Annotated in this window: 20 protein-coding genes; 5 read left to right on the top strand and 15 right to left on the bottom strand. The window is 71.6% G+C overall.

Going from position 1 to position 18,685, the window contains the following annotated elements; translation table 11 throughout:
• Positions 1-4 precede the first annotated feature (4 nt).
• From AB0G20_RS15645 to AB0G20_RS15635, 3 genes are all read right to left on the bottom strand, one after another.
• Positions 5-169 carry a hypothetical protein gene (locus AB0G20_RS15645; RefSeq protein WP_361301731.1) on the bottom strand — a complete coding sequence of 55 codons (165 nt, stop codon included), beginning with the start codon at positions 167-169 and terminating at the stop codon, positions 5-7.
• Positions 170-283: 114 nt separating this feature from the next.
• Positions 284-745 (bottom strand): molybdenum cofactor biosynthesis protein MoaE, encoded by a 462-nt coding sequence (locus AB0G20_RS15640; RefSeq protein ID WP_361301728.1) that lies wholly within the window; start codon positions 743-745, stop codon positions 284-286.
• 94 nt (positions 746-839) lie between these two features.
• On the bottom strand, positions 840-1,961 hold the full coding sequence (locus AB0G20_RS15635; RefSeq protein WP_361301725.1) for an SDR family oxidoreductase: 1,122 nt from the start codon (positions 1,959-1,961) through the stop codon (positions 840-842).
• 192 nt (positions 1,962-2,153) lie between these two features.
• On the opposite strand from AB0G20_RS15635, the gene AB0G20_RS15630 reads away from it, so the two are divergent.
• Both AB0G20_RS15630 and AB0G20_RS15625 read left to right on the top strand, forming a co-directional pair.
• Positions 2,154-3,593, top strand: a complete 1,440-nt coding sequence (locus tag AB0G20_RS15630) for a zinc-dependent metalloprotease (protein WP_361301723.1) — start codon at positions 2,154-2,156, stop codon at positions 3,591-3,593.
• Entirely contained in the window at positions 3,590-4,117 is a 528-nt protein-coding gene (locus tag AB0G20_RS15625; protein WP_361301720.1) for an NUDIX hydrolase, read from the top strand. Before AB0G20_RS15630 ends, AB0G20_RS15625 begins: the two co-directional genes overlap by 4 nt.
• A gap of 65 nt (positions 4,118-4,182) precedes the next feature.
• On the opposite strand, the gene AB0G20_RS15620 is transcribed toward AB0G20_RS15625, so the two are convergent.
• The 4 genes from AB0G20_RS15620 to AB0G20_RS15605 form a co-directional block, all read right to left on the bottom strand.
• Positions 4,183-4,938 carry an AIM24 family protein gene (locus AB0G20_RS15620; protein ID WP_361301717.1) on the bottom strand — a complete coding sequence of 252 codons (756 nt, stop codon included), beginning with the start codon at positions 4,936-4,938 and terminating at the stop codon, positions 4,183-4,185.
• Positions 4,939-4,954: 16 nt separating this feature from the next.
• Positions 4,955-5,635, bottom strand: a complete 681-nt coding sequence (locus tag AB0G20_RS15615; RefSeq protein WP_031112077.1) for an AIM24 family protein — start codon at positions 5,633-5,635, stop codon at positions 4,955-4,957.
• Between the two features lie 11 nt (positions 5,636-5,646).
• Positions 5,647-7,371: a TerD family protein gene (locus tag AB0G20_RS15610; protein WP_361301713.1), complete on the bottom strand. Its 1,725-nt coding sequence runs from the start codon at positions 7,369-7,371 to the stop codon at positions 5,647-5,649.
• 142 nt (positions 7,372-7,513) lie between these two features.
• Complete coding sequence (locus AB0G20_RS15605) at positions 7,514-8,122, bottom strand: M48 family metallopeptidase (RefSeq protein ID WP_361301710.1); 609 nt, start codon at positions 8,120-8,122, stop codon at positions 7,514-7,516.
• Positions 8,123-8,473: 351 nt separating this feature from the next.
• On the opposite strand from AB0G20_RS15605, the gene AB0G20_RS15600 reads away from it, so the two are divergent.
• Both AB0G20_RS15600 and AB0G20_RS15595 read left to right on the top strand, forming a co-directional pair.
• On the top strand, positions 8,474-9,688 hold the full coding sequence (locus AB0G20_RS15600) for a ThiF family adenylyltransferase (protein WP_361301707.1): 1,215 nt from the start codon (positions 8,474-8,476) through the stop codon (positions 9,686-9,688).
• Positions 9,681-11,051, top strand: a complete 1,371-nt coding sequence (locus AB0G20_RS15595; protein ID WP_361301704.1) for an AarF/ABC1/UbiB kinase family protein — start codon at positions 9,681-9,683, stop codon at positions 11,049-11,051. Before AB0G20_RS15600 ends, AB0G20_RS15595 begins: the two co-directional genes overlap by 8 nt.
• A 16-nt stretch (positions 11,052-11,067) precedes the next feature.
• Here the strand turns inward: AB0G20_RS15595 and AB0G20_RS15590 are convergent, their stop codons facing one another.
• The 5 genes from AB0G20_RS15590 to AB0G20_RS15570 form a co-directional block, all read right to left on the bottom strand.
• Complete coding sequence (locus AB0G20_RS15590) at positions 11,068-11,286, bottom strand: hypothetical protein (RefSeq protein WP_361301701.1); 219 nt, start codon at positions 11,284-11,286, stop codon at positions 11,068-11,070.
• Positions 11,287-11,571: 285 nt separating this feature from the next.
• Positions 11,572-11,895, bottom strand: coding sequence for a hypothetical protein (locus AB0G20_RS15585; protein WP_361301698.1), 324 nt, complete (start codon positions 11,893-11,895; stop codon positions 11,572-11,574).
• A complete protein-coding gene (locus tag AB0G20_RS15580) occupies positions 11,892-12,260 on the bottom strand; it encodes a WhiB family transcriptional regulator (RefSeq protein WP_033313877.1) in 369 nt (122 codons plus the stop codon). Before AB0G20_RS15580 ends, AB0G20_RS15585 begins: the two co-directional genes overlap by 4 nt.
• A 173-nt stretch (positions 12,261-12,433) precedes the next feature.
• Positions 12,434-12,760, bottom strand: a complete 327-nt coding sequence (locus AB0G20_RS15575; protein ID WP_361301695.1) for a hypothetical protein — start codon at positions 12,758-12,760, stop codon at positions 12,434-12,436.
• 164 nt (positions 12,761-12,924) lie between these two features.
• The gene (locus AB0G20_RS15570; protein ID WP_361301692.1) at positions 12,925-15,177 is read right to left on the bottom strand and encodes an ATP-dependent DNA helicase UvrD2; all 2,253 of its coding nucleotides are present in this window, start codon (positions 15,175-15,177) and stop codon (positions 12,925-12,927) included.
• A 126-nt stretch (positions 15,178-15,303) separates the two neighbouring features.
• Between AB0G20_RS15570 and AB0G20_RS15565 the strand changes: the two genes are divergently transcribed.
• A complete protein-coding gene (locus tag AB0G20_RS15565) occupies positions 15,304-15,546 on the top strand; it encodes a mycoredoxin (RefSeq protein ID WP_003992805.1) in 243 nt (80 codons plus the stop codon).
• A gap of 41 nt (positions 15,547-15,587) precedes the next feature.
• Here AB0G20_RS15565 and AB0G20_RS15560 read toward each other — a convergent pair whose 3' ends face one another.
• The 3 genes from AB0G20_RS15560 to AB0G20_RS15550 form a co-directional block, all read right to left on the bottom strand.
• The gene (locus AB0G20_RS15560) at positions 15,588-16,175 is read right to left on the bottom strand and encodes a class I SAM-dependent methyltransferase (protein ID WP_361301688.1); all 588 of its coding nucleotides are present in this window, start codon (positions 16,173-16,175) and stop codon (positions 15,588-15,590) included.
• Positions 16,176-16,186: 11 nt separating this feature from the next.
• Positions 16,187-17,131, bottom strand: coding sequence for an NAD(+) diphosphatase (gene nudC, locus AB0G20_RS15555; protein WP_361301685.1), 945 nt, complete (start codon positions 17,129-17,131; stop codon positions 16,187-16,189).
• 156 nt (positions 17,132-17,287) lie between these two features.
• Positions 17,288-18,685, bottom strand: coding sequence for a dipeptidase (locus tag AB0G20_RS15550; RefSeq protein WP_361301682.1), 1,398 nt, complete (start codon positions 18,683-18,685; stop codon positions 17,288-17,290).

Below are 18,685 nucleotides of genomic sequence, written 5' to 3'. Positions count from 1 at the left end.
GCCGTCAGCCACCCGGCCGGGGCTTCTCCATGGCCTCGCGGAAGCGGGCGTAACCGATGAGTTCCGGACCGTCGTTCCGGACCTTGCGGGTCCGGTTGGCCCAACTGCCCCAGAGCCCCGCGCCGATGGCAGCCACAAGCGGAATCAGCAACCAGGCGAGCGCCGCCATGCCGACCTCCAACCCCTCTGAGCATCCGCAACTGACTGATCAGCAGATTAACGATCCGCAGTGACAACGCTCACGCCAGGGGTGCGGTTACGCAACCGGAAGCCGCTTGCCGGATCAGCAGGCGCCGACCCATTCCTCGGTGCCGTCGGAGAACTTCTGGTGCTTCCAGATGGGCACTTCGTGTTTGAGGTCGTCGATCAGCTTCCGGCAGGCCTCGAAGGCCTCCCCACGATGCGGGCAGGAGACGGCGACGACCACCGCGAGATCCCCGACCCGGAGGTCCCCCACGCGGTGCACGGCCGCCAGGGCCCGCACCGGGAACTCGGCGGCGACCTTCTCCGCGATCCGCCGCATCTCGGCCTCGGCGCTGGGGTGGCACGAATACCCCAGCTCGTCGACATCGGCGCCCCCGTCGTGGTTCCGCACGGTTCCCACGAAGAGCGCGGTGCCCCCGGCCGCGTCGTCCCCGACCGCCTGGAACACCTCGTCCAGGGAGAGGGCCGAGTCCCGGATCCCGATCAGCTTGATCGGGTCCTGCGCGGCCTGCTCACCGGGGTGATCGTTCGTGGTTGCCATGCCTCCATCGTGCCGCACGCGGCCGACAGCACGGAATAGAGCTATCGACCGGCACGCGCGCGTACGCGTTTGGAGCCTCCTACAGGGGCGTCCCTCAGATCCGCCGCCGGGCCTTGCGCGCCCGCCGCACCACCGCGGCCGCGCCCAGCAGCGCCACCGTCGCCCCCGCGGCACCCGCGGCCGTCGCGTCCTTGCGGCCCAGCCGCCGCCCGGCGACCGTGTGCCGGCCGGAGACCTCCTCCAAGAGCTGCGCCAGCACCTCCTCGTTGGTGTACTGCGGCCGCCACCCGGCGTCGTGCAGCCGGCTGCCGCTCACCACCCAGGGGTACATCGTGTACGCCAGGTCCCCGGCCGGGGACGGCGTGAGCCCGATCCGGTGCAGCCGCGCCGCCGCACCCAGCGCGACCGCCGACGGCAGCTCCATCCGCCGGATGCCGCTGAGCTCCTCGACCTCCTCCTGCTCCAGCCAGCCGTCGCACCCGACGGTCAGTTCACCGTCGACCTTCTCCAGGACGGCGTACTCCAGCGCGCTGCACAGGTCCTCGACGTGGCAGAACTGCCACGCGGGCCGCGATCCGGCCACGACAAGAAGCCGGGGAGACTCGAAGTACCTGGTCAGCGCGGTGTCCGTGCCGCCCACCAGCACGGCCGGCCGCACCACGGTGACATTCAGCCCCGGGTGCGCCCGGGGCGCGCGGCGCGCCAGCCGTTCGATCTCCAGCAGGTCGCCGACTCCGGTCGCCTCGGCCGTGGCACGCAGCTCGGCGTCCTCGGACAGCGGCAGCTCGTTGTCGGGCAGCGCCCCGTAGACCATCGCCGAGGTGCACAGCACGACCCGGTGCACTCCGGCCGCCGCGGCCGCCGTCAGGACGGTCTGCGTCCCCCGTACGTTGTAGGCCGTTCGGGCGGCTGCGTCGGTTTCCAGGTCGAGATCGAGCGCCAGATGCACCACGACGTCCGCCCCGCGCAGCTTGTCCGCGATGGCCGGGTCCCGTACGTCCAGGATGTGCCACTGGGCCGCCGCGCACTCGCCGCGCCGCTCGTCGATGGCGACGACCTGCTTGACCTCGTCGGATGCGGCGAGCTGCTCCGTGAGCAGGGCTCCTACGCCGTACGCGGCGCCGGTCACCGCGACGACGGGTCCGCGCGCCGCGGGGCTCGCGGAACTGGTTGACTGGTTTCGCGCTGCGCGAACCTGCGGATCTGGGGAACTCACCGGGCGTCTCCAGCGGTTGTCTTCAGTACGAGCGCGTCCGACGCGTGCGTACCAGGTGGCATCCATCCTGCCGCAGGCCGTCAGTCGGCGAAGCACCGAGGCCCGATCCGCCCCAGGTGTCTACGCTGGGTGGTGTTGTCGGGCAGCCGTGCCGCCGGAAAGAACCGGCGGCCCTACCAGCCGAGGAATCCCGTGAGTGACACCCCATTCGGATTCGGCCTTCCGCCGGAGGAGCCGGACGACGGCGACGAGGGCAAGAAGAAGGACCAGGAGAGCGGTGGTGGTCAGGGACCGGCCAACCCGTTCGGTTTCGGCGGCCTGCCCGGAGCCGGAGGCCCTGGCGGCCCCGGTGCGGACAATCCGTTCGCAGCCATGTTCGGGTCGCTGAACCCCACCGACCTGGGCGCCGCGTTCCAGCAGCTGGGCCAGATGCTCTCCTACGAGGGCGGCCCGGTGAACTGGGACATGGCCAAGCAGATCGCCCGCCAGACGGTCTCCCAGGGCAGCCCTGACGGCACCAAGGACGCCAGCGTCGGCCCCGCCGACCGCAAGGCCGTCGAGGAAGCCGTCCGCCTGGCCGACCTGTGGCTCGACGATGCCACGTCGCTGCCCTCCGGCGCCGCCTCCGCGGTGGCCTGGAGCCGCGCGGAGTGGGTCGAGGCCACCCTGCCCGCCTGGAAGGAGCTCGTCGATCCGGTCGCCGAGCGCGTCGGCACCGCCATGGGCGACGTCCTGCCGGAGGAGATGCAGGCCATGGCCGGCCCGCTGATCGGCATGATGCGCTCGATGGGCGGCGCCATGTTCGGCACGCAGATCGGGCAGGCCGTCGGCGTGCTCGCCGGCGAGGTCGTCGGCTCGTCCGACATCGGCCTGCCGCTCGGCCCGGCCGGCAAGGCCGCGCTGCTGCCGGTGAACATCGAGACGTTCGGCAAGGACCTGAGCGTGCCCCAGGAGGAGGTGCGGCTGTATCTCGCCCTGCGCGAGGCCGCCCACCAGCGCCTCTTCGCGCACGTGCCGTGGCTGCGCTCGCATCTGTTCGGTGCGGTCGACGGCTACGCCCGCGGGATCAAGGTCGACACGGCCAAGCTGGAGGACGTGGTCGGCCAGTTCGACCCGCAGAACCCGGAGCAGCTGCAGGAGGCACTCCAGCAGGGCATGTTCCAGCCCGAGGACACGCCCGAGCAGAAGGCCGCCCTGGCCCGTCTGGAGACGGCTCTGGCGCTCGTGGAGGGCTGGGTGGACGCGGTGGTCCACGCCGCCGCGAAACCCCGCCTGTCGTCCGCCGACGCCCTGCGCGAGACGCTGCGCCGCCGCCGCGCCTCGGGCGGTCCGGCCGAGCAGACGTTCGCCACCCTGATCGGCCTGGAGCTGCGCCCGCGCCGGCTGCGGGACGCCTCCCGTCTGTGGGCCTCGCTCACGGACGCGCGCGGTGTCGACGGCCGGGACGCCCTGTGGCACCACCCGGACATGCTGCCGACGGCGACCGACCTGGACGACCCGGACGGCTTCGTGCACCGCGAGCAGATCGACTTCTCCGAGCTGGACAAGATGCTCGGCGAGGCGGCGGACAAGCCCGACCTGAAGAAGAAGGACGAGGGCGAGGACAAGAACAAGGGCGACGACGCCGAGTGAGCCTGTACGACGACGCGGTCCTCGTGCTGAAGGAGTACGAGGACCAGACGGAGCTGCGTCAGGCCTATCTGGACCACCTGGCGGAGCACCCGGACGGCCTGTGGAAGGCCTGCCACGCGGGTCACATCACGGCGAGCGCCCTGGTGATCGACCCCGAGGGCGGCCGGGTGCTGCTGACCCTGCACAAGAAGCTCCAGATGTGGCTGCAGATGGGTGGCCACTGCGAGCCGGGTGACGCCTCACTGGCGGACGCGGCCTTGCGTGAGGCGACGGAGGAGTCCGGCGTCGCGGGGCTCTCCCTGCTGCCCGGCGGCCCGGTGCGTCTGGACCGGCATCCGATCCCGCCGCCGTGCCACTGCCACTTCGACGTCCAGTACGCGGTCGTGGCTCGCCCGGACGCCACACACGCGATCAGCGACGAGTCGCTCGACGTGCGCTGGTTCGGGTACGACGAGGTGGCGGACGTGGCGGACGAGTCGGTGGTACGCCTGCTGGAGGCCACGCGCGCGAGGCTCTCGGCCTGAGGCCCGAACATGCGTAAGGGGCGACCGCCACGGCGGTCGCCCCTTACGTCCGGCCCTGTGCGCGGTCAGCTCCAGACGTTGCCCTGGTTCTGTCCGCGGGCTCCCTGCTGACCCATGCCGTACTGCGCGGAGAGGCCCGAGCCGATCTGGGCGTTCTGCGGCGGCAGCAGTTCGCTCGGCTGGACGAGCGCGAAGCCGCTGCCCATGAAGCTCAGCTCCCAGCCCTCGCCGGTGCTGCCGCGGCGCCGCCACACCCCGGAGGAGTGCGTCTGGGCCTGCATCTGCACCCGCAGGCTCGTCGACCAGGCGACGATCGCGTCGGCGTCACAGTTGACGTACTTGTCGGGCGTCACCTGCAACAGCAGCGGCATGCCCGAGGTCATCAGGGCGATCTTGCCCCGGCCCGTGATGTTGAGCTGGTACTTCCCGGAACCGGAGATGCCGTACAGGCTGTCCACGGCGATGACCTCGTGGTGCAGGGAGGAGTCCATCGCCAGCACATAGCTGCTGTCGACGGTGAGACCGTCCTGGTCCACCTCCATGACGTGGACGTGCTGCTTGAGGTTGGCGAGGTAGACCGTGCCCTGCCCGTGGCAGCGCATCAGGTCGAGGCCCTCCCCGGTCTGCGCACGCGCGCGTGACTGCTGGTCGCTCTGGTACTCGGCGTCGAACTCGACGAGGCCCTGGTAGGCGACCATGGTGCCCTTGCGGGCCAGGATGTCGTCGTGGCCTTCCAGGTTGACGCGCAGCATCTGCTTGTTCTGCAGGCTCCAGCGTTCCTGGGTCTGCTGCTCGTTGTAGGCGAAAATCGGGCTCTGCATGGCGTGTGGCTCCCCCTCAGCCCCGGACCCGGAGGCGGTCGGTGCTGTCCTCGCTGGGCTGGACGACGACGATGCCCTGACCGGAGAAGGCCATCTGGTAGGCCTCGCCGCTGCCGCGGCCGATCAGGGACTGCGCCCGGAAGCTGCGCTTGCCCTTCACCTTGAGGTTCGGGGACCAGGCGACCAGCGCGTCGGGGTCGACGTAGGTCTCGTCCTCGCCGCCTCCGCAGTCGACGACGATCGGCTTGCCCCGGGAGGTCAACGCGACCCAGCCCTGCCCGGAGATCTTGGTGTTCCACAGGCCCTGCCCGGCGAACTTCGCCAGGCCCTTGACCCGCTCCACGCCCCACGTCAGGTGGGCGTCGAAGGCGAGCAGGTTGGTGGCGTTGACGGAGATGCCGTCGCCGTTGAGGTTGATCACGACGACGTTCGCCCCGTAGTCGGCGAGGTAGAGCAGGCCGTCACCGGAGCACTTCATCAGGGGCGCGCCCTCGCCGGTCATCCAGTCCTTGGCGATCTGGCGCACGGCCGGCGGGTTGGGCTCGTACTGGACGAACCCTTCGTAGGCGACCATCGACCCCACGCGCGCGAGGAGGTCGTTCCCGGTCTGCATGGCGACCTTCAGCATGTGATTGCCGTGGTTCTCCATGCGGGCGGTGACGGGTGCGGGAGCGTGGCCCGCGAGTTGCTGTGTCATGACGGGCTCCCTCAGACCTCGTACGGCTGGACGACGATGAAGTTGCCGGGCGCTCCCCGGAACTGGAGGTTCACGCTCTCCCCGGTGTCGCCGGGGTAGGCGTTGCGGCGCATCCGCACCTGGCTGGAGACGACGACCTGGGCGGCGGCCGACCAGGCGACCACGGCGTTGCAGTCGGCGAACGTGGTGGGCGTGACGGGCAGCACCACGGGCGTGCCGTGCGTCTTCACGACGATGGTGCCGGTGCCCTGGAACTGCATCGTGAACAGCGCGCCGCCGGGGATGCCGTGGCCCTCGACGCGGCGGACCTCGTAGGTGAGGCTCTCGTCGAACGCGAGGACGTTCTCGGCGGAGACGCAGACGGCGTCGCCCTGCAGTTCGAGGGGGTGCAGCATGGTCGAGTTCTCGGCGAGGAACACCTGCCCCTGGCCGGTGCAGCGCATCAGCTGCATCTCCTGGCCGGTCGCGTTGCCCACGATCCGGCCGGAGAAGCCGGCGCCCTTGTAGCTGAAGTCGACCTTGCCCTGGTAGAGCACCATGCTGCCCTGCCGGGCCAGCACCGGCTGTCCGCCGATGCCGAGGTCGACGCGGACGAGCTTCTTGTTCTGCTGGGTCCAGCGCTGCCCCGTGGGCGTCTCCTTGAACTGCTGGAGCGCGGCGGACACACCGGGACCCTGGGGAGCACCTTGAGGGGCGCCCTGCGGGGCTCCGTAGGGGGCCTGCCCGAACGGCGGCTGCTGCTGGCCGTAGCCCGGGGGCGGGGTGGGCTGGCCGTACCCGGGCGGCGGGGCCGGGGCATGGGGCGCCTGCGGCGCATGGGGTGCCTGGGGCTGGCCGTAGCCGGGAGGCGGCGGGGCCGTCTGGCCGGGGACCTGGCCGTACTGCGGCGGCTGCTGGCCCGGCTGGCCGTACGGCGCGGGCGCCGGGGCCGGGGGCGGCACCGGGGAGCCGCCGGGCGGGGTGTTCAGGGGCGCGACGATGGTCGGGGCCGCGTGCACCTGGGGTGCGGGCGCCGGCGCCGGAGGCGGAGTGTGGCCGGGCGGGGGCGCGAAGCCCTGCGCGGCGGGCTGGGGCGCGGGAGCCGGAGGCGCCGCCGATGCGGGGGCCGGGGCGGGTTCCGGAGTTCCGGGGACGCCGAACGCGGGCGGGGCGAAGCCCGGGGCGGCGCCGGCCTGCGGCTGCTGCGGGGCGGGCGCGGGCGTCTCCTCCTCGGCCACCTCGCCGCCGAAGTTCTGCAGCAGCGCGTCCAGGCCTCCGTCGAAGCCCTGCCCGACGGCGGCGAACCGCCAGACGTCCTTGAGGTAGAAGTCGCCCAGCATCACGGCCCGTTCGGTGGAGAACTCCGAGCCGTTGAAGGAGTAGCGCGCCACCTCCTCGCCGCCCGCGACGATGCGGATGTAACCGGAGGCGATCTGCGACATCTGGCCGGCGCCGTCGATCGTCGCCGTGAAGGACAGCTTCTGGATCTGCGAGGGAATCCGGTCGAGCGTCACCCGGAAGGACTCCGTGTCGCCCGCCTGGGCGCCCAGGAGCTGAATGGACTCCTCGGGGGACTTCGGCTGGTTGAAGAAGACGAAGTACCGGTCGTCCGAGAGCCGTTCGTCGGCATCGAGGCCGAAGCAGCTGATGTCGAAGCTCAGTCCGGGGCCGGCGATCTGTACACCTACGTACAGATCCGTGCCCGCGGTGAGGTCACTGATCCTGGCCTTGTGGCCGCGTTGGAATTCCCTGGCCATGCGTAACGACCGTCCCCCATCCAGAACGTGAGTGCGTCGCGCCAGGCTAACGGCAAACTCGGACACCGGACGATGTCGGTACAGAGCCGGTACAGAACGCTCGCTCAGCCGTATCGGCTGTTCGCTCGCGGAAAGCGGTCGGTCACCCCGCGGGGCTCTCACCCCGCGCGCCGGGCACGTGGGGCAACCGCTCGGCGGCGACCACGCCTTCGAGGTATCCCCGGGCTCGCTCCGTGCGCGGATAGGCCTCCAGGAGTTCCCAGAAGCGAGGTCCGTGTCCGGGGACGAGCAGATGGGCCAGTTCGTGGACGAGGACGTAGTCGACGACGTACTCGGGCATGCCCTGGAGGCGGTGCGAGAGGCGGATGCTGCCCTCGGAGGGGGTGCAGGATCCCCAGCGCGTGTTCTGGTTGGTCACCCAGCGCACCGACGCGGGCCGGGCCCGCCCGCCGAAGTACTGCTCCGAAAGACGCCGGGCCCGCTCGGCCAGCTCGGCGTCGCCGAGGGCCCGCTTGCTCTCCTGGGCGGCCAGCTTGTCGAGCATGACGTTCACCCAGCGCTGCTCCTCCGCCTCGGACATCCGGGCGGGGATGAGCACCACGGTGCGATCGCCCTCGCGGTACGCGGAGACCGTTCTGCGTCGGCGGGCGCTCCTGCGGACCTCGATCGCGCTCGCCCCCGAGCCGCTCGGCGGCTGGCTCGTCGTGCTGCGGTGTGGCGTTCCGGCGCGGTGCAGTGGGTCGGCGGGCACGCCCCGACGTTACCCGCTGCACTCAGGGAAGTCCCGACTCCGGGACGGTTCCGTGCCGTCACCCCCACCGGCCGCCGGATTTGTACGACGAATACCCGTGCCTGTGGACAACTTTCGGCAGCCGGCGGCGGGTTTGGGCATGCTGGCTGTCGTCGGCGAAGCGATGGCGGGGTCGGTCCGGGACCAGGGACCGCGCCCGCGGTCGGGGTAGGCCTGCGCGCGGGCCGCGCCTTGCTCGGGGCAGGCCTGCGCACATGCCCTGCCTGCGACCGGCCTCGGCGTGACCAGCCAGGGCCCGCATCCTCGCTCCACCGGCATACGGGGACGATCTACGGCATAAGGGGGCCTGTCATGCATCCGATGGTGAAACCCGCGCTCCGGCGCGGCTGGCGCGACCTCAACACCGTGCAGTTCGGGATGACACCGGCGCATGCGATGACGCTCGGCCCGATGGACCTGGCGACGGGCAGCTTCCTCGACCTGCTGAACGGCACGCGGGGGCTGGAGCTTCTGCGCGAGGAGGGACGCCGCATGGACCTGCCCGACGGTCATGTCGACGGGCTGGTGCGGGGGCTCGCACGGGCCGGGCTCCTGGACGACGCCCGGGGCGGCGGGCCGGCCGCCGACGCCCTGCGGAAGAAGAGGGAGGTCCTCGACCGGCTGCGCCCCGACCTGGCCTCCCTCTCCCTGACGACCTCGGTCCCCGGCGACGCGATCGGACAGCTGGCCGCCCGGCGCTCGCAGCGCGTGCAGGTACGGGGCGCGGGCCGGGTGGGTGCCGTGCTGGCCTCGCTCCTGGCCGGGGCCGGAGTGGGCGGGGTGGACGTGCTCGACGGTGGCCGTGTGGAGCCGTGGGACGTCGCGCCGGGCGGGCTCCCCGCGGAATCCGTCGGTGACCGCAGGGACGAGTCGGCCCGCCGCGCCGTACGCCGGGCGGCCCCGGACCGGCCTCCGCGCCGCTCGACGGCCCGGTCATCCGCGGAGGATGGCGACCTGGGCTTCTCGCTGGTGATCCTCGCCCCTCGGGACGACGTCGCCGTGCACGCGCCCGACCCGGCCGCCGCCGAGCCGCTGATGTCCTCCGGGACTCCTCATCTGTACGCCGGTGTCGTGGAGGGCACCGGCCTCGTCGGGCCTCTCGTTCTGCCCGGGGAGACGAGCTGCGCGGGATGTCTGCACGAGGGCCGCGCCGACCGGGACCCGGCCTGGCCGCGGCTGGTCGCGCAGTGGCGCTCCGGCAGGCAGCGGCAGGTCCGGCCCTGCGACCTGACGCTGGCCACGACCGCGGCCGGGCTGGCGGCCGCCCACGCGCTCGCCTTCCTGGACGGCCGGGTCCCCTCCAGTGCCGGGGCTCGCTGGGAGGTCTCCCTGCCTGATCTCCACTGGCATGCGCGGCCGATCCTGGCGCATCCGGCATGCCCGTGCGCTGCGGCTGAGAGAGGAAAAGGGGAGCACCTCTCGGAGGAAGGGGAGTCGCACGAGACAATGGCGGTGCAACGGCCGTCGGAGCAGTGCCCTGAGGCAGAGGCGGAGCGGCCGGCTGGGACTTGGAGGGCGCATGTCTGATCTTCCCCGGAAGGCGGTTACCCGGACCGCCAAGCTCGCCGCGCTCCCGCTCGGCATCGCCGGGCGGGCGACCTGGGGATTCGGCAAGCGGATCGTCGGCGAGTCCGCCGAGCTCGTCGGCCGCGAACTCCAACAGCGCACGGCGGAGCAGCTGTTCAAGGTGCTCGGCGAGCTCAAGGGCGGGGCGATGAAGTTCGGCCAGGCCCTGTCCGTCTTCGAGTCCGCGCTGCCCGAAGAGGTGGCCGGCCCCTACCGGGCCGCTCTGACCAAGCTCCAGGAGGCGGCGCCGCCCATGCCGACCCGCACCGTGCACGCGGTGCTGGAGGAGCGGCTCGGCGAGGGCTGGCAGGAGCTGTTCCTGGAGTTCGAGGACAAGCCCGCCGCGGCGGCCTCGATCGGCCAGGTCCACCGAGCGGTGTGGCACGACGGCCGCGAGGTGGCGGTCAAGGTGCAGTACCCGGGCGCCGGTGAGGCCCTGCTGTCGGATCTGAACCAGCTGAGCCGCTTCTCGCGCCTGCTCGGACCGCTGATCCCCGGCATGGACATCAAGCCGCTGCTCGCGGAGCTGAAGGACCGCGTCTCCGAGGAGCTGGACTACGGCCTGGAGGCCCAGGCCCAGCAGGCCCACGCGGAGGAGTTCACGGACGACCCGGACGTGGTCGTGCCGCAGGTGGTCCACCAGTCCGACCAGGTCCTGGTCACCGAGTGGATGGACGGCGTCCCGCTGTCGGAGATCATCTCGGACGGCACCCAGGAGCAGCGTGACCGTGCCGGTCAGCTCCTGGCCCGCTTCCTGTTCTCCGGCCCCGCCCGCACGGGCCTGCTGCACGCCGATCCCCACCCGGGCAACTTCCGGCTCCTGCCCGGCGGCCCGGAGGGTGAGGACGACTGGCGCCTGGGCGTCCTGGACTTCGGCACCGTCGACCGGCTCCCGGGCGGCCTGCCGGCCACCATCGGCGAGTCCCTGCGGATGACCCTCGACGGCGAGGCCGAGGCGGTCTACGAGCTCCTGTGCGCGGAAGGGTTCGTCAGGGAGACCATAGAGCTGGACCCGGACGCCGTCATGGACTACCTGCTGCCGATCATCGAGCCGGCCCAGGTCGAGGAGTTCACCTTCACCCGGGGCTGGATGCGCAGCCAGGCGGCCCGTGTCGCCGACCCTCGCTCCCCCGCCTATCAGCTCGGCAAGCAGCTCAACCTGCCCCCCTCCTATCTGCTGATCCACCGGGTGACGCTGAGCACGATCGGCGTGCTGTGCCAGCTGGGGGCGACCGTGCGGCTGCGCGAAGAGCTGGAGGAGTGGCTGCCGGGATTCGTCCCGGAGGACCCGGCGGACGGAGAGGAGGCGGTGGCGGAGGCGTGAGTCCCGGCCGCGGCCTTCACCACCAGTCCGAGTCCAGGCGCCCCTCGATGGACCTGAGATTCTCCCGGGAGCAGGTCTCGCAGTAGGAGCGGCGGGCGCCGTCCTCCACGGAGTAGGTCCAGGTGAGTGGTGGACCTTCGGTCAGGACGTCGGCCGTTGTGCCGCAGCGTGCGCAGGCGAAGCGCCGCGGCTCCGCGGCGGACCCGTCGCCACTGCCTCCTGGAGGACTCGTCACCCGGCGACGATATCCCCGCGGCCGGTCACTCGGTGGGCACGACGCCCGGCTCAGTGGGCACAACGCCGGGGCTAAGTGGGCGCACCGCCGCGGCTTCACGAGCACCACGATGCGGATTGACGCGCACCATGCCCTGGCTGGCTCGGTGAACGCCACGCAATCTCTTCATCGGCACAACGCACCGCGGGGGCCGGTCCGTTCGGCACGGACCGGCCCCCGCGGTGAGAGCTCGACGGTGGCAGCGCGGCCTCCCGGCCGGGAGGCCCCCGCTTCAGGTGGGGCGGGTTACTGCATGACGGCCATGGCGAGCGCCCGGCGGGCACGCAGTGAGGCGCGCTCCGCCCTGCGCTGCATCCGGCGGGCGGTCACCAGGCGCACGGCCTGGCGATCCCGCTCCGCCTCCTGCAGTCGCTCGCGCATATGCGCACGAGCCATGGCTTCTGGAATGAGTTGCATCTCTCGGGTCCTGTTCTGACGCGAGTCCTTCGCGCCGCTGATGGTGAAGTCTTGGTTCGCGGAGCCTGCGGGCTCGTAAGTGGACGGCTTCATCGGGGCCTGCTTCTGGGGGTCGTGCGTGAGGGGGCGGTCGATCGTTCCTGCGGTGTTCATGCGGTGACCGGGTTCTTGCGCGGGCGGCCACGCGGCCGCTTCCGGGCGACGACAACACCCTGGACGAACAGCTCGCCACCCCAGACGCCCCAGGGCTCACGCCGCTCCTTGGCGCCGGCGAGGCAGGCCTCGACCAGCGGGCAGGTGCGGCAGAGGGACTTGGCGTACTCGACGTCCGCGGGCGACTCGGCGAAGAAGACCTCCGGGTCGTAGGAACGGCACGGGACGGGTACGCCGAGGTTCTCGATGGCGTCGTCGAGCGCGGTGAGCGCGGTGAGCGGGGTCAAGGCGGGGTCCTCCGTGGAGCCGGGCTTGGGGATCGTGTCGGAAGGCGGTACGGACGGGGCGTGCGCTTCGAGTTGCACGGTTCGTCTTCCTCGTCTGGTCGTTCCGGCCTGTTGGCCGGGGGGTGGTGGTACCGGGTTCTTTTCTTGCCCCGAGGCTCCTTCGGTCCGTCATCCCTGTTCAGGGACAAACAGAAGGGCCGCGGATCCCGGATGGGGTTCCGCGGCCCTGAAGGCGCCGGCCTGATCGGCGATCAGGCTGGATCACTCCAGGGTTCTGGCCCACGGAAGGCCCACATCTGGTGGTGCTGCGTCGTCTGCTTCCGGAATCCGGCACCGGTCGCCGTAAAGGCATAGGCCTGTGCCTGTGCCTCTACTGCCGCTTCCAGTGCCTTGGTCGGTCGCTCATTGCGCTCGCGGACGGGAAGGCCCGCGGGAGCAACGGAGGAGGACGCCGGGCGGGCGGCACGAATGCCGGACAGACCGGTGCCCAGGTTCGAAACGCCGAGCATGCACGCGGAGACGGCCGAGCGATCGGTCATTTTCACGATGCTGACGGAGCTGGTGTTGATGCTGATCACTGGACTCGCCTCCTCTCGGCGTCTCGGGGGACTGGGTGAACCAGTCCGACGGATATGCAAGTACAACACGGAATCAGGGCCTCCGAGAAGGCCGCTGCTCTCGTGCCTAAGAACCTATGGGGATTGCTGGGGCATGCGCAAACTATTTTTTCGACGAGTTCGTGTCAGTCCTGATCTGTGCTCTCCGCGAGTGACTGGCCTGCGCAGATGGCCAGTACGTCGGCTCCGTAGCGGGTGAGCTTGCGCATCCCGACGCCCGGGATGCGGGCGAGCTCGCGTTCGTCGTCGGGGGCGGACTCGGCGATCGCCATCAGGGTCCTGTCCGTGAACACGCAAAAGGCGGGCTGGCCGCTGCCGCGTGCCTGGTCGGCACGCCACTCGCGCAGCCGCTCGTACAGGCCCTCGTTCATGTCGGAGGGGCAGCCGTCGCAGCGCATCAGCTTCATCTCGCCCGGGTCGGTCAGCGTGCGGCCGCAGACTCGGCAGCGGGCGGGGACACGCTGAGCCCGTCTCGGGGCGGACCCCCTGGTTCCGGGGATTCCACGCTCGATTCCGCCCGCTCCGGCGGCGCTGGTGCGGCCCGTGGTTGCCGTCGAGCCGGGGCGCAGTCCGTCGAGGAAGCGGCTGGGGCGGCGGCTGGCGCGACCGCCGGGCGAGCGGGAGAGCGCCCAGGAGACATGGAGGTGTTCGCGCGCGCGGGTGACACCGACATAGAGGAGGCGGCGCTCCTCCTCGATCTGTTCGTCGGTCTTCGCGTAGGTGATCGGCATCATGCCCTCGGCGACGCCCACCAGGAAGACGACGTCCCACTCCAGGCCCTTGGCCGAGTGCAGGGAGGCGAGGGTGACGCCCTGCACGGTGGGGGCGTGCTGGGCGTTCGCCCGTTCGTCGAGTTCGGCGACGAGGTCCGCCAGGGTGGCGCCCGGTTTGGCGGCGGCGAAGTCCTGCGCGAGGTTCACCAGGGCGGCCAGGGACTCCCAGCGCTCCCGCACGGCGCCGGAACCCGCCGGTGGCTGCGTCGTCCAGCCCTCTCCCGACAGCACGGCACGCACCTGGGAGGGCAGGTCGACGACGTCGTCGAGGAGGGAGTCGTTGCCGCCGAAGCGGGCCGCGCCGCGCAGGGCGATGCCCGCCTTGCGCACCTCCGGGCGGTCGAAGAACCGCTCGGCACCGCGCAGCTGGTAGGGCACCGCGGCGTCGGCGAGGGCCTGCTCATAGGTCTCGGACTGCGCGTTCGTGCGGAAGAGGATGGCGATCTCGGAGGCCGGGACCCCCGAGTCGATGAGCTCGCGGATCCGGCGGGCCGCGCCTTCCGCCTCGGCGGGCTCGTCGGTGTACTCGGCGTAGACCGGCTCGGGCCCCGCGGGGCGCTGGGAGACGAGCTCCAGGCGGTGGTCGGCGGCCCTCCCCCGGGCCTGGGCGAGCAGGCCGTTGGCGAGGTGGACGACCTGGGGGGTGGAGCGGTAGTCGCGGACCAGTTTGACGACGGTGGCACCGGGGTGGCGGGTGCGGAAGTCGAGCAGATGGTCCGGGGTCGCCCCCGTGAACGAGTAGATCGTCTGGCTGGCGTCCCCGACCACGCACAGGCTGTCCCGTTCGCCCAGCCACAGTTCGAGCAGACGCTGCTGGAGGGGGCTGACGTCCTGGTACTCGTCGACCACGAAGTGCTGGTACTGGGCGCGGATCTGCTCGGCGATGTCGTGCCGGTCCTGCAGGACGGCCACGGTCAGCAGCAGCACGTCCTCGAAGTCGATGACGGACCGCTCGCGCTTGACGTCCTCGTAGGCGGCGTAGAGCTGGGCGATCTCGGCAGGGGCGCGGGGGGACTCACGGCCGGCCTTGGCGGCGGCGGGCGCGTAGTCGGCGGGAACGGTCTGGGTGACCTTGGACCACTCGATCTCGGCGGTGACGTCCCGCAGCTCACCCCGGTCGAGGCGGATGCGGCAGGCGGCCGCCGCGTCGGCGACGAGCTGGATCTTGCGGTCGACGAGCCGGGGCATGGAGCCACCGATCGCTTTCGGCCAGAAGTACTGGAGCTGACGCAGGGCGGCCGAGTGGAACGTACGGGCCTGGACGCCCGCGGCACCGAGCTGGCGCAGCCGGCCGCGCATCTCCCCGGCGGCGCGGTTGGTGAAGGTGACGGCGAGGACGCTGGAGGGATGCAGGATGCCGGCGCGCACTCCGTAGGCGATGCGGTGGGTGATCGCCCGCGTCTTGCCCGTGCCCGCGCCCGCCAGGACGCACACCGGACCGTGCAGGGCCGTGGCCACCTCGCGCTGCTCGGGGTCGAGCCCTTCGAGCACCGCGTCGGCGGAATCCGGTGCCTGCGGGAACAGGGTGGAGTGCGTTGCTGCTGTCACACAGCCATGCTGCCAGGTCGCGCGAGACGGCTGCGCCGGTTGTCCACAGGCAGGCACTGATAGTCGTACCAATGCGGCAGGCGTCACGTCGGGTGGGGCCCGGGGACCGGGAATGGTGGACCTTTCACATACGTTCTTCGACTGCGACCACCCGCCCCGAGCCACCGAAGGAGCACGAGAGACATGCTGGGCACTGTGACGATGTACAGCACCACGTGGTGCGGCTACTGCCGCCGGCTGAAGAGCCAGATGGACCGCGAGGGCATCGCGTACACCGAGATCAACATCGAGCAGGACCCGGAGTCCGCCGCGTTCGTGGAGAAGGCGAATGGCGGAAACCAGACGGTGCCCACTGTTCTGTTCCCGGACGGCTCGACGCTCACGAACCCCTCGCTGGCTCAGGTGAAGCAGAAGATCGGCGCCTAGTCGCCGCGTGCTTGTGCGGGGAGGGCGGCTCCTGAGGCACCTCAGGGGCCGCCTTCTCGTGGTCTGTCCCACACCACGACGTAGCGCCACAGCAGAGTGCGGCGGTAGGCGCAGCCGGGCAGCAGCCGGTGGACCGCTCGCCGGATCTGTCTCCAGGACATGTACGCGTCTTCCATCGGCATGCCGACCGGACCGCGCTTGCCGCCGCGCCGCCGGGCGTGCAGCAGGCTCGCGGGCACGCCGCACGCGCTGATGAGCCAGTCCAGGGGCGTCCGGTTGGCGGGTGCGGTGAGCCGGGCCAGGCGGGTGACCGCCTCCTCGAAGGGCGCGTGGTGCACCACGGCGACCGCGCTGACGAAGTCGTACGCGTCCTCCGGCAGGGCCCCGTCGGCGAGGTAGTCCGCTTCCAGGTAGGTGACGTTGTCCGGCACGTGCGCGTGCCCGCGGGCGAGCTCGATCATCTCCGGCGACCGGTCGACGCCCGTGACGGACACCGACCGTCCCGCCAGCTTGCGGGCGAGCAGCCCGTCGCCGCAGCCGGCGTCCAGGGCCGTGCGGCAGCCGTCCGGAACGGCCGCCAGCACCGCCGGATGGTGATGGACGTTGTGGTTCCAGTACGGGTCGCTCACCCGCGCCCCCGTCAGGCGACGCTCCGCGTCGGGAGCGGCTTGCCGTACCAGAGCTCGATCAGGCGGGCCGCGATCGAGATGCCGTAGGGCGGGAGCATCTCGCCGGACTCGAAGGCGGCGCGCAGATCCTCGCGGGAGAACCAGCGGGCCTCGTGGATCTCGTCGCCGTCGACGTCGATCTCGGTCGAGGTGGCGCGGGCCATGAAGCCCAGCATGAGGCTGGACGGGAAGGGCCAGGGCTGGCTGGCGACGTACTCGACCTGGCCGACGCTGATGCCGACCTCCTCGTGGACCTCGCGGCGCACCGACTGCTCGATGGACTCGCCGGGCTCGACGAAGCCTGCCAGCGTCGAGAAGCGGCCCTCGGGCCAGTGGACCTGGCGGCCGAGCAGGATGCGGTCGTCCTCGTCGGTCACGGCCATGATCACCGCGGGATCCGTGCGCGGGTAGTGCTCCGCGCCGCAGGCCTGGCAGCGGCGGATGTGTCCGGCGGCGGCGATGACGGTGCGCTCTCCGCAGCGCGAGCAGAAACGGTGCGTGCGCTGCCAGTTCTCCAGGCCCACCGCATGCACCATCAGGCCCACGTCGCGTGCCGACAGCAGCAGGCCCGCCTCGCGCAGGCCCGCCGGGCGCGCCGACTGGTCCATCCGGCCGGGCAGGGAGTCCTTCTGGAGGGCGAAGTAGCTGACGCCGTCCTCGTCGATGCCGAGGAAGTAGCGGTGTGCCTCGGTGAGGGGGGCCTCGAATGAGGGGGTCATGACGAGTTCGGTGCGCCCGTCCGCCGTCTCGTCGATGAGGACCTGTCCGCCGGAGACCACGAAACAGCGCGTCGTGGGGTGGCTCCACGCCGCCGCGAGCCAGGCCTCGTCGAGCCTGTGGTGGGCGGCCCGGTCGATGCCGCTCGGGGCGGTGAGCGAGATGGGACGGTCGGCGTTGTGGTCGGTCCAGGTGGTCACGGGTGCTTCCAACTCCCCCGGTGTAACGATCGGGTTCGACAGGCGGTTCAGCGGGACGTACGGCAGGAGGCGACCGGGTCCGGCGGGCTCGGGCGGTGCGGGGCGGCGCTTCCAGTGTGCCCCGCGCATGCGGCCGGTCCGGGCGGCTCGGGACGCTCAGGGCGCATGGCGCCAGTTCTCGGCGAGGTCACCCCACAGGTACGCGGTGGTCTCGACGCCCTTGAGGAGGAGGTCGAGTTCGACTTTCTCGTTCGGAGCGTGCCAGCCGTCCGACGGGACGGAGATGCCCAGGAACAGCACCGGGGCGCCGAGGACGTCCTGGAGGTCCGCCGCCGGTCCGGAGCCGCCCTCGCGCGTGAAGCGGACCGGCTTCTCGAAGGCCCGGCCCATGGCGCGGGTGACAGACCGGAGAGCCGGGTGGTCCAGCGGGGTCAGGCACGGACGCGTGGCCCCGCTGAACGTGATGTCGCAGCGGATCCCGGGCGGCACCTGCTGCCCGGCCCAGGCGCGGACGGCCTTCTCCACATGGCCGGGGTCCTGGCCCGCCACCAGGCGGAAGGACAGCTTCACCATGGCGGCGGAGGGGATGATCGTCTTGCTGCCGGGGCCCTGGTAGCCACCGCCGATGCCGTTGACCTCCGCGGTGGGGCGGGCCCAGATGCGCTCCAGGGTGGTGTACCCGGCCTCCCCCTGGGCGGCGTACGACTTGGCCGTGCGCAGCCACTGCCGCTCGTCGAAGGGCAGTTCGGCGAGGAGCTCGCGGTCGGTGAGTTCGACCACGCCGTCGTAGAAGCCGGGGATCGCCACGCGCGCGTGCTCGTCGTGCAGGGCGGCGACCAGGCGGGCGGCGGCGGTCGCCGGGTTGGGCACCGCGCCGCCGAAGGAGCCGGAGTGGATGTCCTGGTCGGGGCCGTGCAGGCGTATCTCGCACTCGGCGAGGCCGCGCATGCCGGTGCACACGGTGGGGGTGTCCTCGGACCACATGCCGGTGTCGGAGACGATCACGGCGTCGGCGGCGAGCCGCTCGGCGTGCTGCTCGACCAGGGCACGGAAGTGCGGCGAGCCGGACTCCTCCTCGCCCTCGACGATCAGCTTGAGGTGCACGGCCGGGGTGCTGCGGCCGGTGGCGGCGAGGTGGGCGCGGACGCCGAGGGTGTGGAAGAACACCTGGCCCTTGTCGTCGGCCGCCCCGCGCGCGTAGAGGCGGTTCTCGCGCACGACCGGCTCGAAGGGCTCGCTGTCCCAGCCGTCCTCCCGGGCGGCGGGCTGCACGTCGTGGTGGCCGTAGACCAGCACCGTGGGCGCCTGCGGGTCGTCACAGGGCCACTCGGCGAAGACGGCGGGCGCGCCCGGCGTCTGCCAGACCTCGGCCGTCGGGAAGCCGGTCTCCTTCAGCTTGGCGGCGAGCCAGTCGGCGCTGCGTCGTACGTCGGGTGCGTGGTCCGGCTGGGCGGACACCGACGGGATGCGCAGCCACGCGGCGAGGTCGTCGAGGAAGGCGGCGCGGTGCTGCTGGATGTACGTACGGACGACGCTGTCCGGGGTCTGGCTCAT

The sequence above is a fragment of the Streptomyces sp. NPDC024017 genome (genome assembly GCF_040638895.1).
Classification (GTDB): Bacteria; Actinomycetota; Actinomycetes; order Streptomycetales; family Streptomycetaceae; genus Streptomyces.
The sequence above is the reverse complement of the archived record's forward strand: the minus strand, read 5'-3'. Positions and strand labels throughout refer to the sequence as shown.

Bases quoted from the DNA above. Each gene is read 5' to 3' on its own strand.
- AB0G20_RS15550 (WP_361301682.1), bottom strand. From the start codon at position 18,685: ATGAGCCAGACCCCGGACAGCGTCGTCCGTACGTACATCCAGCAGCAC.
- AB0G20_RS15620 (WP_361301717.1), bottom strand. From the start codon at position 4,938: ATGCAGAGCCCGATTTTCGCCTACAACGAGCAGCAGACCCAGGAACGC.
- AB0G20_RS15615 (WP_031112077.1), bottom strand. From the start codon at position 5,635: ATGACACAGCAACTCGCGGGCCACGCTCCCGCACCCGTCACCGCCCGC.
- AB0G20_RS15595 (WP_361301704.1), top strand. From the start codon at position 9,681: ATGTCTGATCTTCCCCGGAAGGCGGTTACCCGGACCGCCAAGCTCGCC.
- AB0G20_RS15600 (WP_361301707.1), top strand. From the start codon at position 8,474: ATGCATCCGATGGTGAAACCCGCGCTCCGGCGCGGCTGGCGCGACCTC.
- AB0G20_RS15610 (WP_361301713.1), bottom strand. From the start codon at position 7,371: ATGGCCAGGGAATTCCAACGCGGCCACAAGGCCAGGATCAGTGACCTC.
- AB0G20_RS15645 (WP_361301731.1), bottom strand. From the start codon at position 169: ATGGCGGCGCTCGCCTGGTTGCTGATTCCGCTTGTGGCTGCCATCGGC.
- AB0G20_RS15565 (WP_003992805.1), top strand. From the start codon at position 15,304: ATGCTGGGCACTGTGACGATGTACAGCACCACGTGGTGCGGCTACTGC.
- AB0G20_RS15585 (WP_361301698.1), bottom strand. From the start codon at position 11,895: ATGAACACCGCAGGAACGATCGACCGCCCCCTCACGCACGACCCCCAG.
- AB0G20_RS15640 (WP_361301728.1), bottom strand. From the start codon at position 745: ATGGCAACCACGAACGATCACCCCGGTGAGCAGGCCGCGCAGGACCCG.